This window comes from Rossellomorea sp. FM04394, assembly GCF_041889765.1.
GTDB classification, from domain to species: Bacteria; Bacillota; Bacilli; order Bacillales; family Bacillaceae_B; genus Rossellomorea; species Rossellomorea aquimaris_B.
Genome location: NZ_CP168654.1, coordinates 2,866,537 through 2,884,502, shown reverse-complemented (window position 1 = coordinate 2,884,502; position 17,966 = coordinate 2,866,537). Strand labels below are relative to the sequence as shown.

At 41.7% G+C, this 17,966-nt stretch carries 19 protein-coding genes and 1 riboswitch; of the genes, 15 read left to right on the top strand and 4 right to left on the bottom strand.

Going from position 1 to position 17,966, the window contains the following annotated elements; translation table 11 throughout:
• The first annotated feature begins 65 nt into the window (after window positions 1–65).
• The 9 genes from comGA (at window position 66) to ACCB35_RS14580 (ending at window position 4,791) form a co-directional block, all read left to right on the top strand.
• Window positions 66–1,106 (top strand): competence type IV pilus ATPase ComGA, encoded by a 1,041-nt coding sequence (comGA, locus tag ACCB35_RS14620; RefSeq protein WP_044340151.1) that lies wholly within the window; start codon window positions 66–68, stop codon window positions 1,104–1,106.
• Window positions 1,090–2,112, top strand: coding sequence for a competence type IV pilus assembly protein ComGB (gene comGB, locus ACCB35_RS14615; protein ID WP_374054292.1), 1,023 nt, complete (start codon window positions 1,090–1,092; stop codon window positions 2,110–2,112). Before comGA ends, comGB begins: the two co-directional genes overlap by 17 nt.
• Window positions 2,113–2,215: 103 nt before the next feature.
• Window positions 2,216–2,521, top strand: a complete 306-nt coding sequence (gene comGC, locus ACCB35_RS14610) for a competence type IV pilus major pilin ComGC (RefSeq protein ID WP_044340016.1) — start codon at window positions 2,216–2,218, stop codon at window positions 2,519–2,521.
• Window positions 2,521–2,961 carry a competence type IV pilus minor pilin ComGD gene (gene comGD / locus ACCB35_RS14605; RefSeq protein ID WP_374054291.1) on the top strand — a complete coding sequence of 147 codons (441 nt, stop codon included), beginning with the start codon at window positions 2,521–2,523 and terminating at the stop codon, window positions 2,959–2,961. Before comGC ends, comGD begins: the two co-directional genes overlap by 1 nt.
• Window positions 2,945–3,271 (top strand): hypothetical protein, encoded by a 327-nt coding sequence (locus ACCB35_RS14600; RefSeq protein WP_374054290.1) that lies wholly within the window; start codon window positions 2,945–2,947, stop codon window positions 3,269–3,271. Before comGD ends, ACCB35_RS14600 begins: the two co-directional genes overlap by 17 nt.
• Window positions 3,198–3,701, top strand: a complete 504-nt coding sequence (gene comGF / locus ACCB35_RS14595; protein WP_374054289.1) for a competence type IV pilus minor pilin ComGF — start codon at window positions 3,198–3,200, stop codon at window positions 3,699–3,701. The genes ACCB35_RS14600 and comGF overlap by 74 nt, the downstream gene beginning before the upstream one ends.
• 109 nt (window positions 3,702–3,810) lie before the next feature.
• Window positions 3,811–4,050 (top strand): hypothetical protein, encoded by a 240-nt coding sequence (locus ACCB35_RS14590; protein ID WP_374054288.1) that lies wholly within the window; start codon window positions 3,811–3,813, stop codon window positions 4,048–4,050.
• A gap of 3 nt (window positions 4,051–4,053) precedes the next feature.
• Window positions 4,054–4,563, top strand: coding sequence for a shikimate kinase (locus tag ACCB35_RS14585; protein WP_374054287.1), 510 nt, complete (start codon window positions 4,054–4,056; stop codon window positions 4,561–4,563).
• Window positions 4,564–4,611: 48 nt separating this feature from the next.
• On the top strand, window positions 4,612–4,791 hold the full coding sequence (locus tag ACCB35_RS14580; RefSeq protein WP_044340022.1) for a YqzE family protein: 180 nt from the start codon (window positions 4,612–4,614) through the stop codon (window positions 4,789–4,791).
• Between the two features lie 83 nt (window positions 4,792–4,874).
• Here ACCB35_RS14580 and ACCB35_RS14575 read toward each other — a convergent pair whose 3' ends face one another.
• Together ACCB35_RS14575 and ACCB35_RS14570 are read right to left on the bottom strand one after the other, a co-directional pair.
• A complete protein-coding gene (locus ACCB35_RS14575) occupies window positions 4,875–5,666 on the bottom strand; it encodes a YqhG family protein (protein ID WP_374054286.1) in 792 nt (263 codons plus the stop codon).
• A complete protein-coding gene (locus ACCB35_RS14570; protein ID WP_374054285.1) occupies window positions 5,635–7,335 on the bottom strand; it encodes a DEAD/DEAH box helicase in 1,701 nt (566 codons plus the stop codon). The genes ACCB35_RS14575 and ACCB35_RS14570 overlap by 32 nt, the downstream gene beginning before the upstream one ends.
• A gap of 174 nt (window positions 7,336–7,509) precedes the next feature.
• Window positions 7,510–7,601: riboswitch (glycine riboswitch) on the top strand.
• 179 nt (window positions 7,602–7,780) lie between these two features.
• Here ACCB35_RS14570 and gcvT point away from each other — a divergent pair.
• From gcvT to gcvPB, 3 genes are read left to right on the top strand one after another with little or no spacing between them, the layout of a single operon-like run.
• Window positions 7,781–8,887 (top strand): glycine cleavage system aminomethyltransferase GcvT, encoded by a 1,107-nt coding sequence (gcvT, locus tag ACCB35_RS14565; RefSeq protein WP_374054284.1) that lies wholly within the window; start codon window positions 7,781–7,783, stop codon window positions 8,885–8,887.
• Between the two features lie 16 nt (window positions 8,888–8,903).
• On the top strand, window positions 8,904–10,250 hold the full coding sequence (gene gcvPA / locus ACCB35_RS14560) for an aminomethyl-transferring glycine dehydrogenase subunit GcvPA (RefSeq protein ID WP_374054283.1): 1,347 nt from the start codon (window positions 8,904–8,906) through the stop codon (window positions 10,248–10,250).
• A complete protein-coding gene (gene gcvPB, locus ACCB35_RS14555) occupies window positions 10,243–11,706 on the top strand; it encodes an aminomethyl-transferring glycine dehydrogenase subunit GcvPB (RefSeq protein WP_374054282.1) in 1,464 nt (487 codons plus the stop codon). The genes gcvPA and gcvPB overlap by 8 nt, the downstream gene beginning before the upstream one ends.
• Window positions 11,707–12,167: 461 nt before the next feature.
• Here the strand turns inward: gcvPB and ACCB35_RS14550 are convergent, their stop codons facing one another.
• The gene (locus tag ACCB35_RS14550) at window positions 12,168–12,551 is read right to left on the bottom strand and encodes a rhodanese-like domain-containing protein (RefSeq protein ID WP_044340028.1); all 384 of its coding nucleotides are present in this window, start codon (window positions 12,549–12,551) and stop codon (window positions 12,168–12,170) included.
• A gap of 212 nt (window positions 12,552–12,763) precedes the next feature.
• On the opposite strand from ACCB35_RS14550, the gene ACCB35_RS14545 reads away from it, so the two are divergent.
• From ACCB35_RS14545 to ACCB35_RS14535, 3 genes are all read left to right on the top strand, one after another.
• On the top strand, window positions 12,764–13,600 hold the full coding sequence (locus ACCB35_RS14545; protein ID WP_374054281.1) for a biotin/lipoate A/B protein ligase family protein: 837 nt from the start codon (window positions 12,764–12,766) through the stop codon (window positions 13,598–13,600).
• Window positions 13,601–13,951: 351 nt separating this feature from the next.
• Entirely contained in the window at window positions 13,952–16,522 is a 2,571-nt protein-coding gene (locus tag ACCB35_RS14540) for a vitamin B12-dependent ribonucleotide reductase (RefSeq protein ID WP_374054280.1), read from the top strand.
• Window positions 16,523–16,626: 104 nt separating this feature from the next.
• Window positions 16,627–17,508, top strand: coding sequence for a patatin-like phospholipase family protein (locus ACCB35_RS14535; protein WP_044340031.1), 882 nt, complete (start codon window positions 16,627–16,629; stop codon window positions 17,506–17,508).
• Between the two features lie 16 nt (window positions 17,509–17,524).
• Here the strand turns inward: ACCB35_RS14535 and ACCB35_RS14530 are convergent, their stop codons facing one another.
• Window positions 17,525–17,887 carry an SA1362 family protein gene (locus tag ACCB35_RS14530; protein WP_374054279.1) on the bottom strand — a complete coding sequence of 121 codons (363 nt, stop codon included), beginning with the start codon at window positions 17,885–17,887 and terminating at the stop codon, window positions 17,525–17,527.
• Between the last annotated feature and the right edge of the window lie 79 nt (window positions 17,888–17,966).

Genomic DNA, 17,966 nt, shown 5'->3' with positions numbered 1-17,966 from the left:
TACTTAGGAAAACAGAAAGGCGGTGCCAATTTATATTTCATTCTGTGGAATCCCTATCCGAAGTAATGATTGGAAAAGCTTTCAGCAGTGAAGCAACAGATGTTCATTTAATACCCAGAACCAAAGATTACTTGATACAATTCAGGAAACTTGGAGCATTGGTTCCATTCCAGACCATCGACCCTGATCAGGCAGAACGATTAATTGCCCATTTAAAATTCATGGCCTCCATGGACATTGGCGAAAAACGAAAACCTCAAAGTGGATCCTTCAGCCTTACCGTCCGAAACACACCCCTATCTCTCAGAATTTCTACCTTACCAACGACTCATCTAAAAGAAAGTCTCGTCATTCGAATACTCCCTCAAAAATATCAAATACCAATCGAAAAGATGTCACTCTATCCTGCCTCTGCAAAAAAGTTACTTGCCCTCCTGATGTATTCTCATGGTCTCATTTTGTTCACAGGACCGACAGGCAGTGGCAAAACAACGACTTTGTATTCCCTTGTTCACCATTGTTCGGCAGCCTTGAACCGTAATGTGATCACACTGGAAGATCCCGTGGAGAAGATGCAGGAGGATATGGTGCAGATACAAGTGAATGAAAAAGCGGGGATAACATATTCCACCGGCTTGAAAGCGATTTTGCGGCACGACCCGGATATCATCATGGTGGGGGAGATCCGAGATCGGGAAACGGCGGAGATTGCAATAAGGGCAAGCTTAACGGGTCATTTGGTAATTTCTACAATGCATACGAGAGATGCAAAAGGGGCGATCTATCGTTTAATGGAATTAGGAATTGAGTGGCATGACATTGAACAGACACTGCTGGCAGTTTCAGCTCAGAGATTACTAAAGTTAGTATGTGCGGTATGCAAAGGAGAGTGTGGTGGGAAATGCCATCGAGGTAAAAATCTGAACATGGCATCCGTATATGAAATTGTGACTGGAAGTGCTTTGAAGGAGGTGCTGAAAGAGGCGAAAGGTGAAAAAGCACGGCATCAGTATCACACACTCCAAACTCTAATCAATAAGGGGGTGGCACTAGGATTTGTTTCAGAACTTGAATATAGGAAATGGGTTCATGAAGAAAAACGATGATCAAGGTAAATTTCTTAAGAGACTTGGAGACCTACTCCAAAAAGGGTATAGTTTTTCAGAGGCCATCGAATTTCTCCTGCTCCCTAAAGAAAAGAATACGATCAAATTAAAAAAGAGAATGATGGGATCATTACAAAAAGGAGAGTCCATCTCCTCGGTCATCCACAAACAGCTGAACATACCGAGTCACGTCAGTGCACAGATTTATTTTGCCGAGCATCACGGTCAAATGGGCCCCACTCTATCAGAAGCAGGAAACTACCTTATAAAAAGAAGGAAAAACCAGCAGAAAATACAACAGATCATTCAGTATCCATTAATGCTCGTAATCGTAGCGATCTTAATGATGGTCTTACTTCGAAAGGTGCTATTTCCAAGATTTCAATCTTTGTATACTTCTATAGGATATGAACCTTCAGCAAATCTAAAGTACCTCTTGCACTTCATCGAAAGCTTCCCAGTGATTTTTAGTGCATTTTTATTATCGCTCATTTTCTCTACCATATTATTCTTCCTGTTCAAAAAAAGAATTTCTCCTATTAAAATCTCAATCACCCTGTGCAAAATCCCTTATCTGTCAAAATATTTAATGCTCGGTCACTCACACTTTTTTGCAAGAGAATTAAGTTTTCTTCTCACAAGTGGAGTATCCATCACTGAGTCCCTGCTCATCATTGAAAGTCAATCCTTCCGACCGACATTACAATACGTTTCAATGAAATTGATTAAAGGATTAAAAGAAGGAAAGCCATTTCATGAATGCTTCACATCCCTCCCTTTTTTTCAAAAAGAGCTATCCATCGTTGTCCACCATGGGCAATCAAACGGAAGATTAGCAGAAGAACTGCAACTTTATAGCGAGATTTGTTTTCAGGAATTAGAGGAGAATATCAATTCATTGCTTAAATATATTCAGCCGATGATTTTTACTTTTGTAGGTTTATTCATCATGGCGATCTACTTCTCCATTATGATGCCGCTATTTCAGATGATGCAGGGGATCTAGAAAATTCATAGAAAAGGCCAATACCTGCAATGCCTGGGCACAACAGCAAATTAAATGCAAAGTCACACCGGTAACACATAACCAAAACCAAAGGAGGAACACAATGCTCAAGAATGAAAAAGGCTTCACTCTAATCGAGATGATGATTGTATTGTTAGTCATATCTGTTTTGCTTTTTATTACGATTCCCAACGTCACCAACCAAAGCAGTTCGATTAACTCCAAAGGCTGCGAGGCATTTGTTCACATGGTGGAAGGACAGGTTGAAGCCTACAAAATGGATGGAAAATCGCTACCGGTCACCATAGATATGCTTGTTGCAGATGGATATTTAAATGAAGATTATAAAGCCTGCCCCGACGGTAGTGCCATCACCATTGATGCTGAAGGGAAGGTGACCTCTAATTAATGAACAATATAAAGGGGGAAGCGGGTTATACCCTCATTGAGATGCTTGTCATCTTATTGATTTTCACGACCCTTCTATCATGGGTCAGCTTTTCCGTCCTTCCCATGAAAGAACATAATGAAAAGGACCTTTTTCTTTCCCGGCTCCAATCAGACCTCTATCAAATTCAAAGCTACAGCATCAGTAATCAAACTCCCATTACTTTAACCTTTTACCCTACCTCGAATAAATACGTTGCGAAAACACTTTCAAGGCAGACGATCGTCTCGAGAGAGCTTTCATCTTCCATCCACATATCATCAAACAGCTTGGAAGACATCACATTCTTTCCGGATGGGAATACAAACCGGTTCGGAAAGGTGAATTTTAAGATGGGCGATAGGATACTACAACTCATGTTTCAAATTGGACAAGGGAGATTTTATGTACAAGAATATTAAGGGATTTTCACTGCCTGAAACCCTAATTGCTTTCAGCTGTGTACTTATGATTGCCAGCATTTTCATCCCGTTTCTCATCCACTATGCTTCTCAACTAAAGCGACTTCAATATGAAGTAGAGGCTTTGAAATTTCTTGAAGAAGGGGTGGAGAAGGCAATCGTCAGTGACGTGTACGTGAATCATTCAAGAATGTATGGAGGGGTCAGGTATGAGCTTAATTGGAAAGACGGAGGCAATGAAGAAGCGTGTGTTCAATATCATGAAAGAGGTACCGGACTCAATGAAGTGTGTATCTCAAAGGGTGAATAACAAAGGGTATACATTAATCGATTCACTGTTAACCTTTACAGTATTTTGCATGATTTCACTATGCATTCCACTCATCATGAAGGGTTTCTCTACGATTAAGAATGATATGGTCCCTCCACATTATTATGAATGGAATCTCTTCAATGAAAGCTTGAGGGATGAGTTATGGAGAGGCGAAGGTGTAGTGGTCACGCCAGATAAGATCTTTTTTATAGTGAGTGGTCAAGCCATTTCGTATGAAAAGTATAATCAATCTATTCGAAGGAGGGTAAATAATCGAGGACATGAAGTCGTTCTACAGGCAGTGGATTCATTTAGCTTTGCTTCCATTATCCAGGGAGTGCATATGGAGTTGGAGTTTGTGGGTGGAGAAAAAGTGGAGGGGGAATTCTTTTACTTTTCAACCGGACAAGGAGAAGAAATACCTTAACAATAAAGGATTTATCTTGCCCTATACGTTAGTGCTTCTTATGATTGTTTTATCAATAGGTTTTGCTGCAAAGGATCTTTTTATAAGTAAGTACCTATACTTAACAAACATGAAAAACATATATGAAAGAAACGTAAGTGTGTCCCATGCGATATTGTTGGAGAGGGAGAGTGGGTTGGTTACTTCCAAACAGATGATAGGCAATTATGGTGAAATCCTGACCCAGAGCGAGATGTTAAACCCGTATGAAATGCAATTGAAGGTGACATTCCAACGCGATGAGAAGGTTTTTCTTCCAACGACGGTTGTGTATAATAGGGAAACAAAACACATTATAAGTTGGGAGTAGAATATGAGACCGATTTTCATTATTGGATTTATGGGAGTGGGAAAAACAACGATTGGAAAACGTCTTGGAGAGGTACTGGGTCTTCCGGTCATTGATATGGACAGTTACATTGAGAATAAAGAGAAAAAGCCTATTAAAGAGATCTTCAATCAACATGGAGAAGAATATTTCAGGGATCTTGAAAGCGATGTGCTCCTTGAGTTAGCCAACGAACAAGCGATAATCACAACGGGTGGCGGAGTGGTTGAAAGAGAAGAGAACAGGGAGATCTTACGTCAACAGGAATTAGTGTTCCACCTGTCTTGTCCTTTTGATGCATTATGGTCCCGATTAAAAGGGGACGAGAATCGTCCTCTCGTACAAAATAACTCCAGGGAACGTTTATCAAGTTTATTCAATCGCCGCTTACCATTGTATGATAGTGGAAGTTCCAAAACGATTCATACAGACAATAAAACCGTAGAAGAGGTTATTCAAGAAATCCTGCCTCATCTAGGGGCGGAAGCTGAATAAATCACTTATTAGCCGGGCATACTGATAAAAGTGGGAGGTGGTGCTTTTATGTCAGTGAATGATTATGTTAAATTCATAACACAAACATTTGTCCAACATTATGAAAAATCACCTCATGAACGTAAAAGTATAAAGAAGCAACGGAAGAATGAACGAGAACCATTCCTATTTCGCTGGTTCGGGATCATCCCATATGCTTTCATGATCATGTTTAAGAAAAACAAATAGTGTGTATAAGGCTACCTTATGGGTAGTCTTTTTGTATGGAGTTAAACGGAGTAAGCATCTGAAGCACTTACTCCGTTTAACGATTAATTGTTGTTCTGTAAGTAAAAAATCCCGCCATTGATAATATCAATGGAAATCTTAGGTTCATACTGCTCTTTTAATGCTTGTTGCTCCAAGAAATACGATTCGGGCTTTTCCTCTTGATCTCCATAAAAGTGATTCAATAATTGTAGATCTTCCTCCCACGTCTTACGTGCCTGCTCAGCCCATTCAACGGGCTCTTTTTTGATTTCTTCATACAGAAACGTCTGTATTCGGTTCACCCCACTTTTGGGTTTAATGATCGGTGTGAGTGTGAAAGAGAAATCAGGAATCTTAGGTGTCAAGTTTCTGGACATCAATGACGAATGAAAGTTTTCTTGAATGATTCCATTGATCAGGTTTAGTCCGATGCTTCGGATGTTGTCTTTTTTACGATTGGATTGATACGATATTTTGATGTTCAGCCCGAGCCATGGATGAAGCGGGGTTTGTTGACCACTTGGTGTATGCCGATTTTCATATAAACGTATATACCCTGCCAAATTTCGTGTTGAATGAAAGATTTGGTGTAACCGCGGGGAACCGAAGTGAATAGGTTCTCCTTTTAAGTCTTCAGGTGCTTTATCTGGATTCGTTATTAGGGATAAAGACATCGGGTTAGGGACACCTCCCGTTTTCTCAAGGTAGTGCCAGTAGAAAGGGCGGTTCATCAGCTCCTTATCCAATTCAATCGTGAGCTGGACGGTCATGTGACCATCTCCGTTCGCAACCAGGTCACACCCATTAGCCACGAAGTATCTCTCAAGAAATCGATGAATTTCGTGCTGCTGCATTTGATTTCTCCTCCTTTAATTGTTCAGCAAATTGAATCATACTCGTTAAATTCTCCATTTTAATCTTCATTTCTCCTTCTGACCGGGACGAAGAGAGAATATCGGTTACATGTTCTTCGAAGTCGCGGAAATCCAGGCGGGTCAGAATTTCGTCCAATTGCCCTATAACTCGTTCAAAGAGATTAATTTTTTCATAAAGAAGTTTTAAAATATGTTCTTCTACAGTGTTTTTAGTCGCGAAATTGTAGATATGAACATCCTCTGTTTGTCCCAGCCGGTGTACACGACCGATTCGCTGTTCTAATCTCATAGGATTCCAAGGCAGGTCAAAGTTGATTACGTGATGACAGAATTGAAGGTTGATACCTTCTCCGCCGGCTTCTGTTGCAATCAACACCTGAGCATGCTTCTGGAAGAGCTCACGCATCCAGTCCTTTTTCCCCCGCTTAAACCCACCTCGAAACGGTACTGAACTTATTCCATGCTGTTTTAAGAACCATTGCAAATAGAGCTGTGTCGCCCGGTACTCTGTAAAAATAATCACTTTATCATTGATCGATTGCACGATTTCAAGTGCTTTCTGGGCCTTGGAGTTCATTGTCACGTTTTCTACTTTTTTCATAAGTGTGCCAATTGTATTTTCAAAAGCTGCTGTCGGGTTTTCCTTCTTTTCCAGCATGTTTTTAAGAGTATAAAATACAGCCTCACGAGAACTGCATGCTTCCCTTTGAAGAGTTAACAGAGAGAAGGAGCTTGAATTAGCCCACTCATCATAGTCACCCTTAAGCAAATCGATGCTGTTATATAAATCTCTTTCAGCTTCGTTAAAATCAATTAAAACTGTCTTGACATGACGTTTCGTCCATTCAATACCCGTATCGCTCCGCCTATTACGAATCATCACCTTGTTAATGAGGCTCTTTAAATGTTCATCCTCTTGAAGGGTACGATCACCCTTTTTGTATCTGTCAGAAAATCCGGACTCATTTCCAAGATGTCCCGGCTTAAGGAGAGAAACAAGATGGAAAATCTCCTCGACACGATTTTGAATCGGTGTGGCCGTCAGCAATAAGCAGAATTTCTTCTTTAAGTTTTGGACAAATTCATAGTTTTTTGTTTTATGATTTTTTAGTTTATGAGCTTCATCTATAATCACTAAATCATAGTCCTGTTCATACACCTTTTCCCGATGAGGGCTCCTCTTAGCCGTATCCATGGATGAGACGACAATATCGCACTGATCCCATACGTAACTTTTTCGTTGGGGAACAGCCGGAATGAAAAACTTACTGTTTAATTCATAGGCCCATTGAGAGACCAGGGAGGCGGGAACCAATATTAATACTTTCTTCACTAATCCTCTTATCATGTATTCTTTCAATATCAACCCGGCTTCGATGGTTTTACCTAACCCGACCTCATCTGCAAGGATCGCTTTTCCGTTCATTGTTTCGACAACCTGCTTTGCTGCTTCAAGCTGATGGGGGAGCGGAGTGACATTTGCCAAATGTTTTGGCGCCTGAAGGCCTTCAAAGTTCGGAATTGCAAGATGATGTTCAAATTCGACTGCAAGCTTATAAAGCTCCCAATTCCCCCATGGGCCATCGTTATCAATTAAATTCTCGAGACCCTCGCCCCATTCTTCATCAAATAAAACCTCAACGTTCATCTGAAAAACATCTCCTTAATTCTAATAAAAATGATTGCTCAATCCTCGTATTTAATGGTAGGATGAAAATAGATTTTCTAATGTTTAAAAAACTCGAAAATCCGAACATTCACATTTACAACATTTCTTCTGTATATTTCTAGTATGACCAAATGTTTTAAGGAATATTGGCGAATGATAACAAGGGGAGAGACTGTGCATACAGCGCCGAAGGAGCAAACACGTTTAAGTGTGAATCTCTCAGGCAAAAAGACTCTTGTTGGACGCAGCTCTGGAGAGTGTTTCCGTACAGGAAACCACCAAAGGGGAAAGCCGTTCTTCGGTAAACTTTCAGGTGCAAGGACAGAGAAAACTTCTTTATGAAAAGGGGTTTTTCTGTCCTTTTTTCATGGGATTAAACGTGGTTAAGAATTATGCATGTAAGGAAGATAAAGGGGGAAAAGTCATGTCAGAGTTAAAACAAACACCTTTATACGAAGTGTACAAAGAGTATGGAGGAAAGACCATCGACTTCGGTGGCTGGGCTTTACCAGTGCAATTCTCAAGTATTAAAGAAGAACATGAGGCGGTACGATCCCGAGCTGGACTATTCGACGTTTCTCATATGGGAGAAATTGAAGTGAAGGGTGAAGGGGCTCTTGACTACTTACAAAGAATGATGACAAACGATGTCTCCAAAGTAAAAGACGGAGGGGCTCAGTATACGGCTATGTGCTACGAAAACGGTGGGACGGTCGATGACTTATTAGTTTATAAAATTAAAGATAATGATTATTTGCTCGTCGTCAATGCAGCAAATATAGATAAAGATTTTCAGTGGCTTAAAGAACATGAAGTCGATGGAGTTGAAATTAACAATATTTCTGAACATATGGCGCAATTGGCACTCCAAGGTCCACTTGCCGAACAGGTTTTACAAATACTTACAAACGAACATTCACTCAGCGATATCGGATTTTTCAAATTCCAAACCCAAGTGAATATAGCTGGTAAGCATGCACTTGTTTCACGTACCGGTTACACAGGGGAAGACGGATTTGAGATTTACTGTGATGCAGCTGATGCGGCTGCAATCTGGAAAGCAATCCTGGATGCAGGAAAGGAACATGGGGTACTCCCATGTGGACTGGGTGCACGTGATACATTGCGTTTTGAAGCGAATCTTGCCCTTTACGGACAAGAATTATCTCAATCGATCACACCGATCGAAGCGGGAATCGGATTCGCCGTAAAGGTGAAGAAAGAGGTTCCATTTATTGGTCAGGAAGTGCTGAAACAGCAAAAGGAAGAAGGGGCTTCAAGAAAAATCGTCGGGATCGAAATGATCGATCGCGGAATTCCCCGTCATGGCTACAAAGTGTATTCCGGTGAAGAAGAGATAGGGGAAGTTACAACCGGTACGCAATCGCCGACATTAAAGAAAAACGTAGGATTAGCATTACTAAAAAAAGAGTTTACCTCTTTAGAAACAGAAGTACTGGTTGAAATCAGAGGGAAAAAGTTGAAAGCCAAAGTAGTAGCGACACCTTTTTATAAAAGACCAAAGAAATAGGGGAGGAATGACGGTCATGAAGCATCGTTATTTACCGATGACAGAGCAGGATCAAAGGGAAATGTTAGACAGCATAGGAGTAAACAGCATTAACGATCTATTTGAAGATATCCCTGAAAAGGTTCGTTTCAAAGGGGATTATAAGATCAAAGAAGCGAAGTCTGAAACGGAATTGGTAAAAGAACTGACCAAAATGGCAGCGAAGAACGCTGACTTGAAAAGTCATACATCCTTTTTAGGGGCAGGAGTATATGACCACTACATGCCGATCATCGTTGATCATGTATTATCACGTTCTGAGTTCTATACAGCCTATACTCCGTACCAGCCGGAAATATCTCAAGGTGAACTTCAAGCTATTTTTGAATTTCAAACGATGATTTGTGAGCTGACTGGCATGGATGTAGCCAATTCTTCCATGTACGATGGAGGAACGGCATTGGCAGAAGCAGCTATGCTTAGTGCAGGTCAGACCCGTCGTAAAAAGGTATTGGTTTCAAGTACCGTACATCCGGAATCTCGTGATGTTTTAAGATCTTATGCAAAAGGTCAATATATCGAAGTGGTGGAAATCCCCCACAATAATGGTGTAACGGACGTGGAAGAACTCAAGAAATTAATGAGTAATGAAATTGCAGCGGTAATCGTCCAATATCCTAACTTCTTCGGCCGGGTGGAAGAACTAAAAGCGATCGAAGAAGTGACTCATGCTGAAAAAGCGATGTTCGTGGTATCCTCAAACCCGCTTGCATTAGGAGCACTTACACCTCCCGGGAAATTAGGTGCAGATATCGTCATTGGTGATGCACAGCCATTTGGCATTCCAAGTGCCTTTGGTGGACCTCACTGTGGATACTTCGCCGTGAACAAGAAGCTTATGCGTAAAGTACCGGGCCGTCTTGTTGGTCAAACGGTTGATGAAGATGGAATCAGAGGATTTGTTCTCACTCTTCAAGCGCGTGAGCAGCATATCCGTCGTGATAAAGCCACGTCGAATATTTGTTCAAACCAGGCATTAAATGCACTCGCGGCATCTGTTGCCATGACTGCACTTGGTAAACAGGGTGTCAAAGAAATGGCACTTCAAAATATCCAAAAAGCACATTATGCAAAAGAAGCCTTTAAAGCAAAAGGGTTCTCCATTGCATTTGAAGGACCAACTTTTAATGAGTTTGTCGTAAAGGTAAATATGCCGGTCAAAGAAATCAATCAAAAGCTTTTAGGAAAAGAAATGATTGGCGGATATGATCTTGGACTAGTGGATGGCAGCTTGGCACAGCACATGCTGGTGGCTGTTACTGAACTTCGCAGCAAAGAAGAAATCGACGCATTTGTAGCAGAATTGGGGGATTGTCATGAATAAGAAAGATCAACCTCTTATTTTTGAATTATCTAAAGAAGGCCGTGTCGGCTATAGCTTACCTGAATTAGATGTACCACAGGTGGAATTATCGGATCTCATTCCATCGGATTATATCCGTTCGGAAGAACCAGAGCTTCCAGAGGTATCTGAACTGGATATCATGCGTCATTATACAGCATTATCAAAACGTAATCATGGTGTGGATTCCGGTTTTTATCCATTAGGGTCTTGTACGATGAAGTACAATCCAAAGGTGAATGAAAACGTTGCACGCCTGAATGGATTTGCCCATATCAATCCGCTACAAGAAGCAGAAAGTGTTCAAGGCGCGCTTGAACTTATGTATGATCTTCAAGAGCATTTGAAAGAAATCACAGGTATGGATGAGGTGACCCTGCAGCCTGCAGCAGGCGCTCACGGAGAGTGGACGGGTCTTATGATGATCCGTGCTTACCATGAAGCAAATGGTGACACCCACCGTACGAAGGTCATCGTACCGGATTCAGCTCATGGAACGAACCCGGCCAGTGCCACTGTAGCAGGTTTCGATACCATAACGGTTAAATCGAATGAAAATGGCTTAGTTGATTTAGAGGATCTTAAGCGTGTGGTAGGAGAGGATACAGCGGCACTTATGTTGACAAATCCGAACACCCTCGGCTTATTCGAAGAGAACATTCTGGAAATGGCTGCAATCATTCACGAAGCTGGAGGAAAGCTGTATTATGACGGTGCCAATCTAAATGCTGTATTATCAAAAGCCAGACCGGGGGATATGGGATTTGATGTCGTGCATTTAAATCTTCATAAAACGTTTACCGGTCCTCACGGAGGCGGAGGCCCAGGAAGTGGTCCAGTCGGTGTGAAGGAAGATTTGATTAAATACCTTCCAAAACCGGTCCTTGTGAAAAATGGCGATACATTCGAATTCGATTACAACAGACCTGACTCCATTGGTCGTGTGAAACCTTACTATGGAAACTTTGGAATCAACGTTCGTGCGTATACGTACATCAGAACGATGGGTCCGGACGGGTTGAGAGCCGTGACGGAGAATGCCGTTCTGAATGCAAATTACATGATGCGTCGACTGGCACCTCACTTTGATCTTCCGTATGATCGTCATTGTAAGCATGAATTTGTCATCAGTGGAAAACGCCAGAAAAAGCTTGGTGTCCGTACATTGGATATTGCGAAGCGACTCCTTGATTTCGGATATCATCCACCAACGATTTACTTCCCATTGAACGTGGAAGAGTGCATGATGATTGAACCGACAGAAACTGAATCAAAAGAAACCCTGGATTCCTTCATAGATGCAATGATCCAAATTGCAAAAGAAGCAGAAGAAACACCTGAAATCGTCCAGGAAGCTCCACACACAACCATCGTCAAGCGTATGGACGAAACACTTGCAGCAAGAAAACCAGTACTTCGTTATTCAAAAGAAAGCTAATAATAGGTAACAACGAAAATCCCTGCAGCGATTCGCTGCGGGGATTTTTTGAGGGACGGACCTTCATTGAAAGAGAAATGGGGCGGAGGTGATTGTGGTGATTGTGGTGTTATCTCCTGTAATTCAAGTGAAAAAGACGTGATTTGGCCGTTTATAGGGACTATTAGCATAGTAAGACAAGTAATTAAGCAGATATGGTGGATCACTCAGCAAAATAGGCGCGGAATTTGGTCGTGGTGGTCGATAATCCGGCCGAAATGAACAGGGATCCAGCCGTTTTGGTCGAGAATCCAGCCGAAATGAACAGGAGTCCAGCCGTTTTTATCAAAAATCCAGCCAAATTACAAATAATCCCATTTGATGATGGGATTATGCATACTACCACTAGAACCACCAACGCAATCCATCCCACTACTCCCACCGATCAAAAAAAGGATCGCCCCAAAGGCAATCCTTTCACATTATTTTTTATGTTTTACTTTACCTGTCCACTTTTTAAAGCCGCCCTGCAATTGGTGAAGATCTCGGTACCCTTTGCGGTGAAGCATTTGAGCTGCTCGTCCGCTGCGGAGTCCGCTTTGGCAATAAAGGTAAACGGGTTGATCGGCACGGATTTCCTTTTGTCTCATTTTAATTTGAGAGAGTGGGATATTTCGTGCGCCGAGTACGTGACCGTTTTCAAATTCATTCGCTTCACGAACATCTATCAATTGAGCTTTACGATATCCTGCTCGAAATTCTTCTTCAGTCAATGTATTTACAATTCTCTTTTGATAGAAGAACGTAAAGAGTGAATAAACAATGATTCCACCAAGTACGACTAAAAGAATATATAATCCTTCCATCATTCATGCTCCTTTCTACAATTGCGCTATCTTCTATTATATTCATGAAAGCCCCGAGAATCAAAACAAATTTATTATTTTATAGCAAACACTTTCCAATCTGTTTTTCTTTGTTTTTTCGATTGGATTTGATAGACTAGTAACGGACTTAATTGAAGGTGAATGATTACATAACAAAATATCAAAGAGAAGACGTAAATGAGGTATGATGCATGAAAAAAGAAACATGGAGATTCATTGACTCAGGGAATTGCTCCCCTTCTTATAATATGGCCCTTGATGAAGCGCTACTGGATTGGCATAGCGCGGGGAAGATTCCTCCGACGATTCGTTTTTATGGATGGGATCCTGCAACACTATCGATTGGCTATTTCCAAAAGGTAGAAAAGGAAATCAATCTTCAGGCAGTCAAGGAGCACGGACTGGGGTTCGTCAGAAGGCCGACCGGAGGCAGAGGGGTTCTGCATGAACATGAATTGACATACAGCGTCATTGTTTCAGAAGATCACCCTGAAATGCCTAAAACCGTAACGGAAGCGTATCGTGTCATCTCGGAAGGAATTCTGAAGGGATTTCAGGGCCTTGGTCTTGAAGCCTACTTTGCTGTTCCGAAAACAGCAGAGGAGAGGGCAGGATTAAAAAATCCACGTTCAGCTGTTTGTTTTGATGCACCAAGCTGGTATGAACTGGTGGTAGAAGGCCGAAAAGTGGCAGGCAGCGCCCAGACGCGTCAAAAGGGTGTCATCCTTCAACACGGTTCTATCCTCCTGGATCTCGACGAAGACAAATTGTTCAGCCTGTTTAATTATCCATCTGACAGGGTAAAAGAGCGTATGCAACGAGCATTTAAAAGTAAAGCCGTTGCGATGAACGAAATCAGTTCTGAAACAGTTACCATGGATATGGCGAAGGAAGCGTTCAAAAAAGGCTTTGAAGAAGGATTGAATATCCACCTGGAACCATATGAACTTTCCGCAGAGGAAACACAATATGTTGTGGACCTTGCCAGTACCCGTTACGAATCAGATGACTGGAACTTTAAACGATAAAAATTTTTTTGTAGAAAAAAAGCGATGCTTGTCGCTTTTTTCCTATTTTACCAACTATTACGCCACTTGGATTTATATCAAGTTCTAAATTAATAGAAATGGTCGGAGTATTATATGATTTTCTATTATTTCCTCCTGTTTTCTATTTTTATTGGCTTATTATCCGTTTGACAAACAAATGACCTATTGACCTGAAACACAATATATGGTGTGTAGAATAATTTTTTACACACTATATGTTGTGTTTATTTATTGCTTTTCGAAGAGAGCTATGATATCGTATTATTTGATATTACACATCATAGTAAATAACAAACAAATGAAAGATTTGAGATAGAAGGAGTTGTCTTTATGACTGTTGCGTCGAAAAACACAATGAAATTAAACATCGAAAGATTAAATCAGGATATCGGATTATTTCCTCAAGTACATCCCATTACACCGGATATGAATACTACACACAAAGGTGTATCCCGTCTTGTCATGATTGATCGTTATTCTTTCAAAGACACGGAAAAGATCACTCTTTCCGAGGGAGACTTTGTCGTCCTCACCATCAAAGAAGATCCTAAATTCCCTGCAAGAGGATTAGGTTACATTTCGAGCATCGACTGGGAAACGAAGAAAGCAGATGTTTGGATCGAAGAAGAGTACAGAAGTGCCATCGACAAGCCGGAAGAAATGGAAACCGGTATCGTTTCAAGAACACTTGATGTAATCGAAAAGCCTCTGGAAGTCTACTACGAACAAATTGCGAAGCGTAACGCAACAGGCTTGGCAGTAGTGGAAGAAACTCCTGAAAAGAGACAAGTTTGGTTTGAAAAGTTCTATCATGAATTGGTGAACCTGCATTTTGTTCCAGCTGGCCGGGTGCTTTACGGAGCGGGTGCCGGAACGGACGTAACATACTTTAACTGTTATGTGATGCCTTTTGTACAGGATTCACGTGAAGGGATTTCGGAACATCGCAAGCAGGTGATGGAGATCATGAGCCGGGGCGGGGGTGTCGGAACGAACGGATCGACGCTTCGTCCGCGCAATACCCTTGCAAAAGGCGTGAACGGTAAATCCTCAGGTTCCGTTTCATGGCTGGATGACATCGCCAAATTGACTCATTTGGTTGAGCAGGGCGGATCAAGACGTGGGGCACAAATGATCATGCTTTCAGATTGGCATCCCGATATTATCGAATTCATCATTTCTAAAATGCAAAACCCGCGTATTCTGCGTTATCTTCTTGAAAATACAGAAGATGAAACGATTAAAAAGGCAGCTCAGGATAAGCTGAAATTCACACCTCTTACAGAACAAGAGGAAGCGATGTATCAAGGAATCCTTAATTATAGACAAATCCCTGGCTACGGGGGATTTGATGCGAAGATCCTTAAGAATGCAGAAGAAAAGCTGCGTACAGGCGGAACTTACAGTGTCCATAATTCAGAATTCCTGACGGGTGCCAATATCTCGGTTTGCCTGACAAGCGACTTTATGGAAGCTGTGGAAAACGATCGAGAGTATGAACTCCGTTTCCCGGATGTTGAAAGTTACAATGAAGAGCAAATGAAATACTATAATGAAGAATGGCACAATGTGGGTGACGTGCGAGAATGGGAAAAGCTTGGATACAAAGTACGTACTTACCGTAAGATCAAAGCGAAAGAGCTTTGGAATCTTATCAATGTTTGTGCAACGTATTCAGCTGAGCCTGGAATCTTCTTTATTGATAACGCAAATGATATGACGAATGCGAAGGCATATGGTCAAAAGGTAGTTGCTACGAACCCATGTGGTGAACAGCCTCTTGCTCCATATTCAGTCTGCAACCTGGCAGCTGTCAACCTTGCTCAGTTTGCCAATAAAGAGACAAAAACCGTTGATTTCGAAAAATTGAAGCGTACCGTTGAAGTGGGTGTGCGCATGCAGGACAATGTCATCGATGCGACTCCATACTTCCTTGAAGAAAATAAAAAGCAGGCCCTTGGTGAGCGCCGTGTCGGCCTTGGTGTAATGGGTCTTGCAGACTTATTGATCTACTGTGAAAAAGAATACGGTTCTGAAGAAGGCAACAGACTTGTGGATGAAGTATTTGAAGTCATCGCAACAACCGCTTATCGTGCATCCGTTGAATTATCCAAGGAAAAGGGAAGCTTCCCATTCCTTACTGGAGGTATGGACGAAGAAACGAAAGCTTTGCGAAAAGCGTTTGTGGAAACAGGTTTCATGAATAAAATGCCGGAGGATGTACGGAATGACATTCAACAGTACGGGATTCGAAACTCTCATCTATTGACCGTTGCCCCAACAGGTTCAACAGGTACGATGGTTGGAGTATCTACTGGTCTTGAACCATACTTCTCATTCACATATTACAGAAGCGGACGTCTTGGTAAGTTCATTGAAGTGAAAGCAGATATTGTAGAGGATTACTTGAAGCGAAATCCGGATGCAGATGCTGACAATCTTCCGGAATGGTTTGTTTCTTCCATGAGCCTGGCACCACAAGCACATGCCGATGTCCAATGTGTGATTCAGAATTGGATCGACAGCTCTATTTCGAAAACAGTCAATGCTCCTCGAGGTTATACGGTCGAGCAAGTAGAAAAAGTGTATGAGCGACTTTATAAAGGTGGAGCAAAAGGTGGTACGGTGTACGTTGACGGAAGCCGTGATTCACAAGTTCTTACCCTCAAAGCAGAAGAAAACAGCTTTGATGACGAGGTTGAACAGGAACAAAAGGACATTCCTACATCGAAAAAGCCGATCGTATTACTCGATACGATTCAAGATGTGCGTTCAACTGACGTCACTATTGGTTCTGAAGTCGGGAATACGTGTCCGGTCTGCCGTAAAGGTACGGTGAAAGATATGGGCGGCTGCAATACTTGTACCAACTGCGGTGCTCAACTGAAGTGCGGATTATAATAAATGAAGATAGGCGGGGACTGGTTCCCCTCCTATTTTTTTTAGTCTAAAATCCTTCCTTGTGAATTAAAGATGTAGTAAGAGACAAAGAAGGAGTGGAGCCTGTGGACATCGATGGCGTTTTTTCAGGTGGGGGCATCAAGGGGCTCGCCTTGATTGGGGCATATCAAGCATTGGAGGAGAAGGGCTACAGATTTAAGAGGCTCGCAGGAACGAGTGCGGGAGCCGTGATTGCAGCATTTATTGCTGCAGGCTATTCGAGCAGGGAGCTCTTGAAAATCATGGATGATTTAGATTTTAATAAATTGCTGGACTCAAACGCAATCATCTCTCTACCCATCATAAAATGGTTCCGGGTTTACTATCGTTTAGGTTTATATAAAGGAGTGGCCCTCGAAAGCTGGGTGGAAGAGAAGCTTAAAGCAAGAGGGATTTATACATTTGCCGACTTACCACCCCATTCACTCCGGGTCATCGCTTCGGACTTATCGAATGGCAGGTTATTAGTTCTTCCAGATGATCTCGAGAAGTACGGCATACCGAAAGAAACCTTTCCGGTGGCCAGGGCGATACGTATGAGTGCAAGTCTTCCATTCTTCTTCGAACCTGTAAAGCTGCGATCTTTAGAAGGAATAAGTTTCATGGTGGATGGTGGAGTGCTCAGTAATTTTCCTATGTGGCTGTTCGATCGGGAAAATGTGAAAAAAGTGAGGCCGGTCATCGGGGTTAAGTTGAGTCACGATCTAGTGGGGAAGCCCAAAAAACAAATCAAAAATGCGATCGATATGTATGAAGCCCTCTTTACTACGATGAAAGATGCACATGATTCCAGATACATTTCCAGAAAACTTGAAAAAAACATCATCTTTATTCCTACGGAAGGAGTTCTTACTACGGAATTCGAGTTAACCCCGGAAAGGAAAACAGAACTAATCCAGTACGGAAAAACAAAAGCTGAAGCTTTTCTGCAAAAATGGACGTATTAATAAAACAATCGAGCTCCTAAAATGAGGCTCGATTGTTTTTCTTATTCTTTTTTCCCTCAATAACAGTCAGATTGGCATTGGATTTCTTTCGTATCGAACGTTTCTTTTGGGCGTTTGATACTTGAGGCCTACTTGAAGACTTCCTCTTATGACGCTTCTTCGATTGTTTGGCTGCTTTAAGAAACGCTCTCTGTTCATTACTATTACCAGCTCGCCTTCCGCTGAACCATCTTCGGTAAATAAAGTAGATAATTCCAATCACAGCTGCTGTAACAAGTAATTGTTTTACTAGCCCTAAAGGATTTCCAAATAGGGAAGTAAAGAGCCCAACAATAGCTAACAATATTAATGTGAACACAAAGATATTACGAGCGTTCAACAAAGCCACCTCCTTACAATACAATCCATTATACATATCTATACTATTATTCTAGACAAATTCCTTGTTATTTAACCAT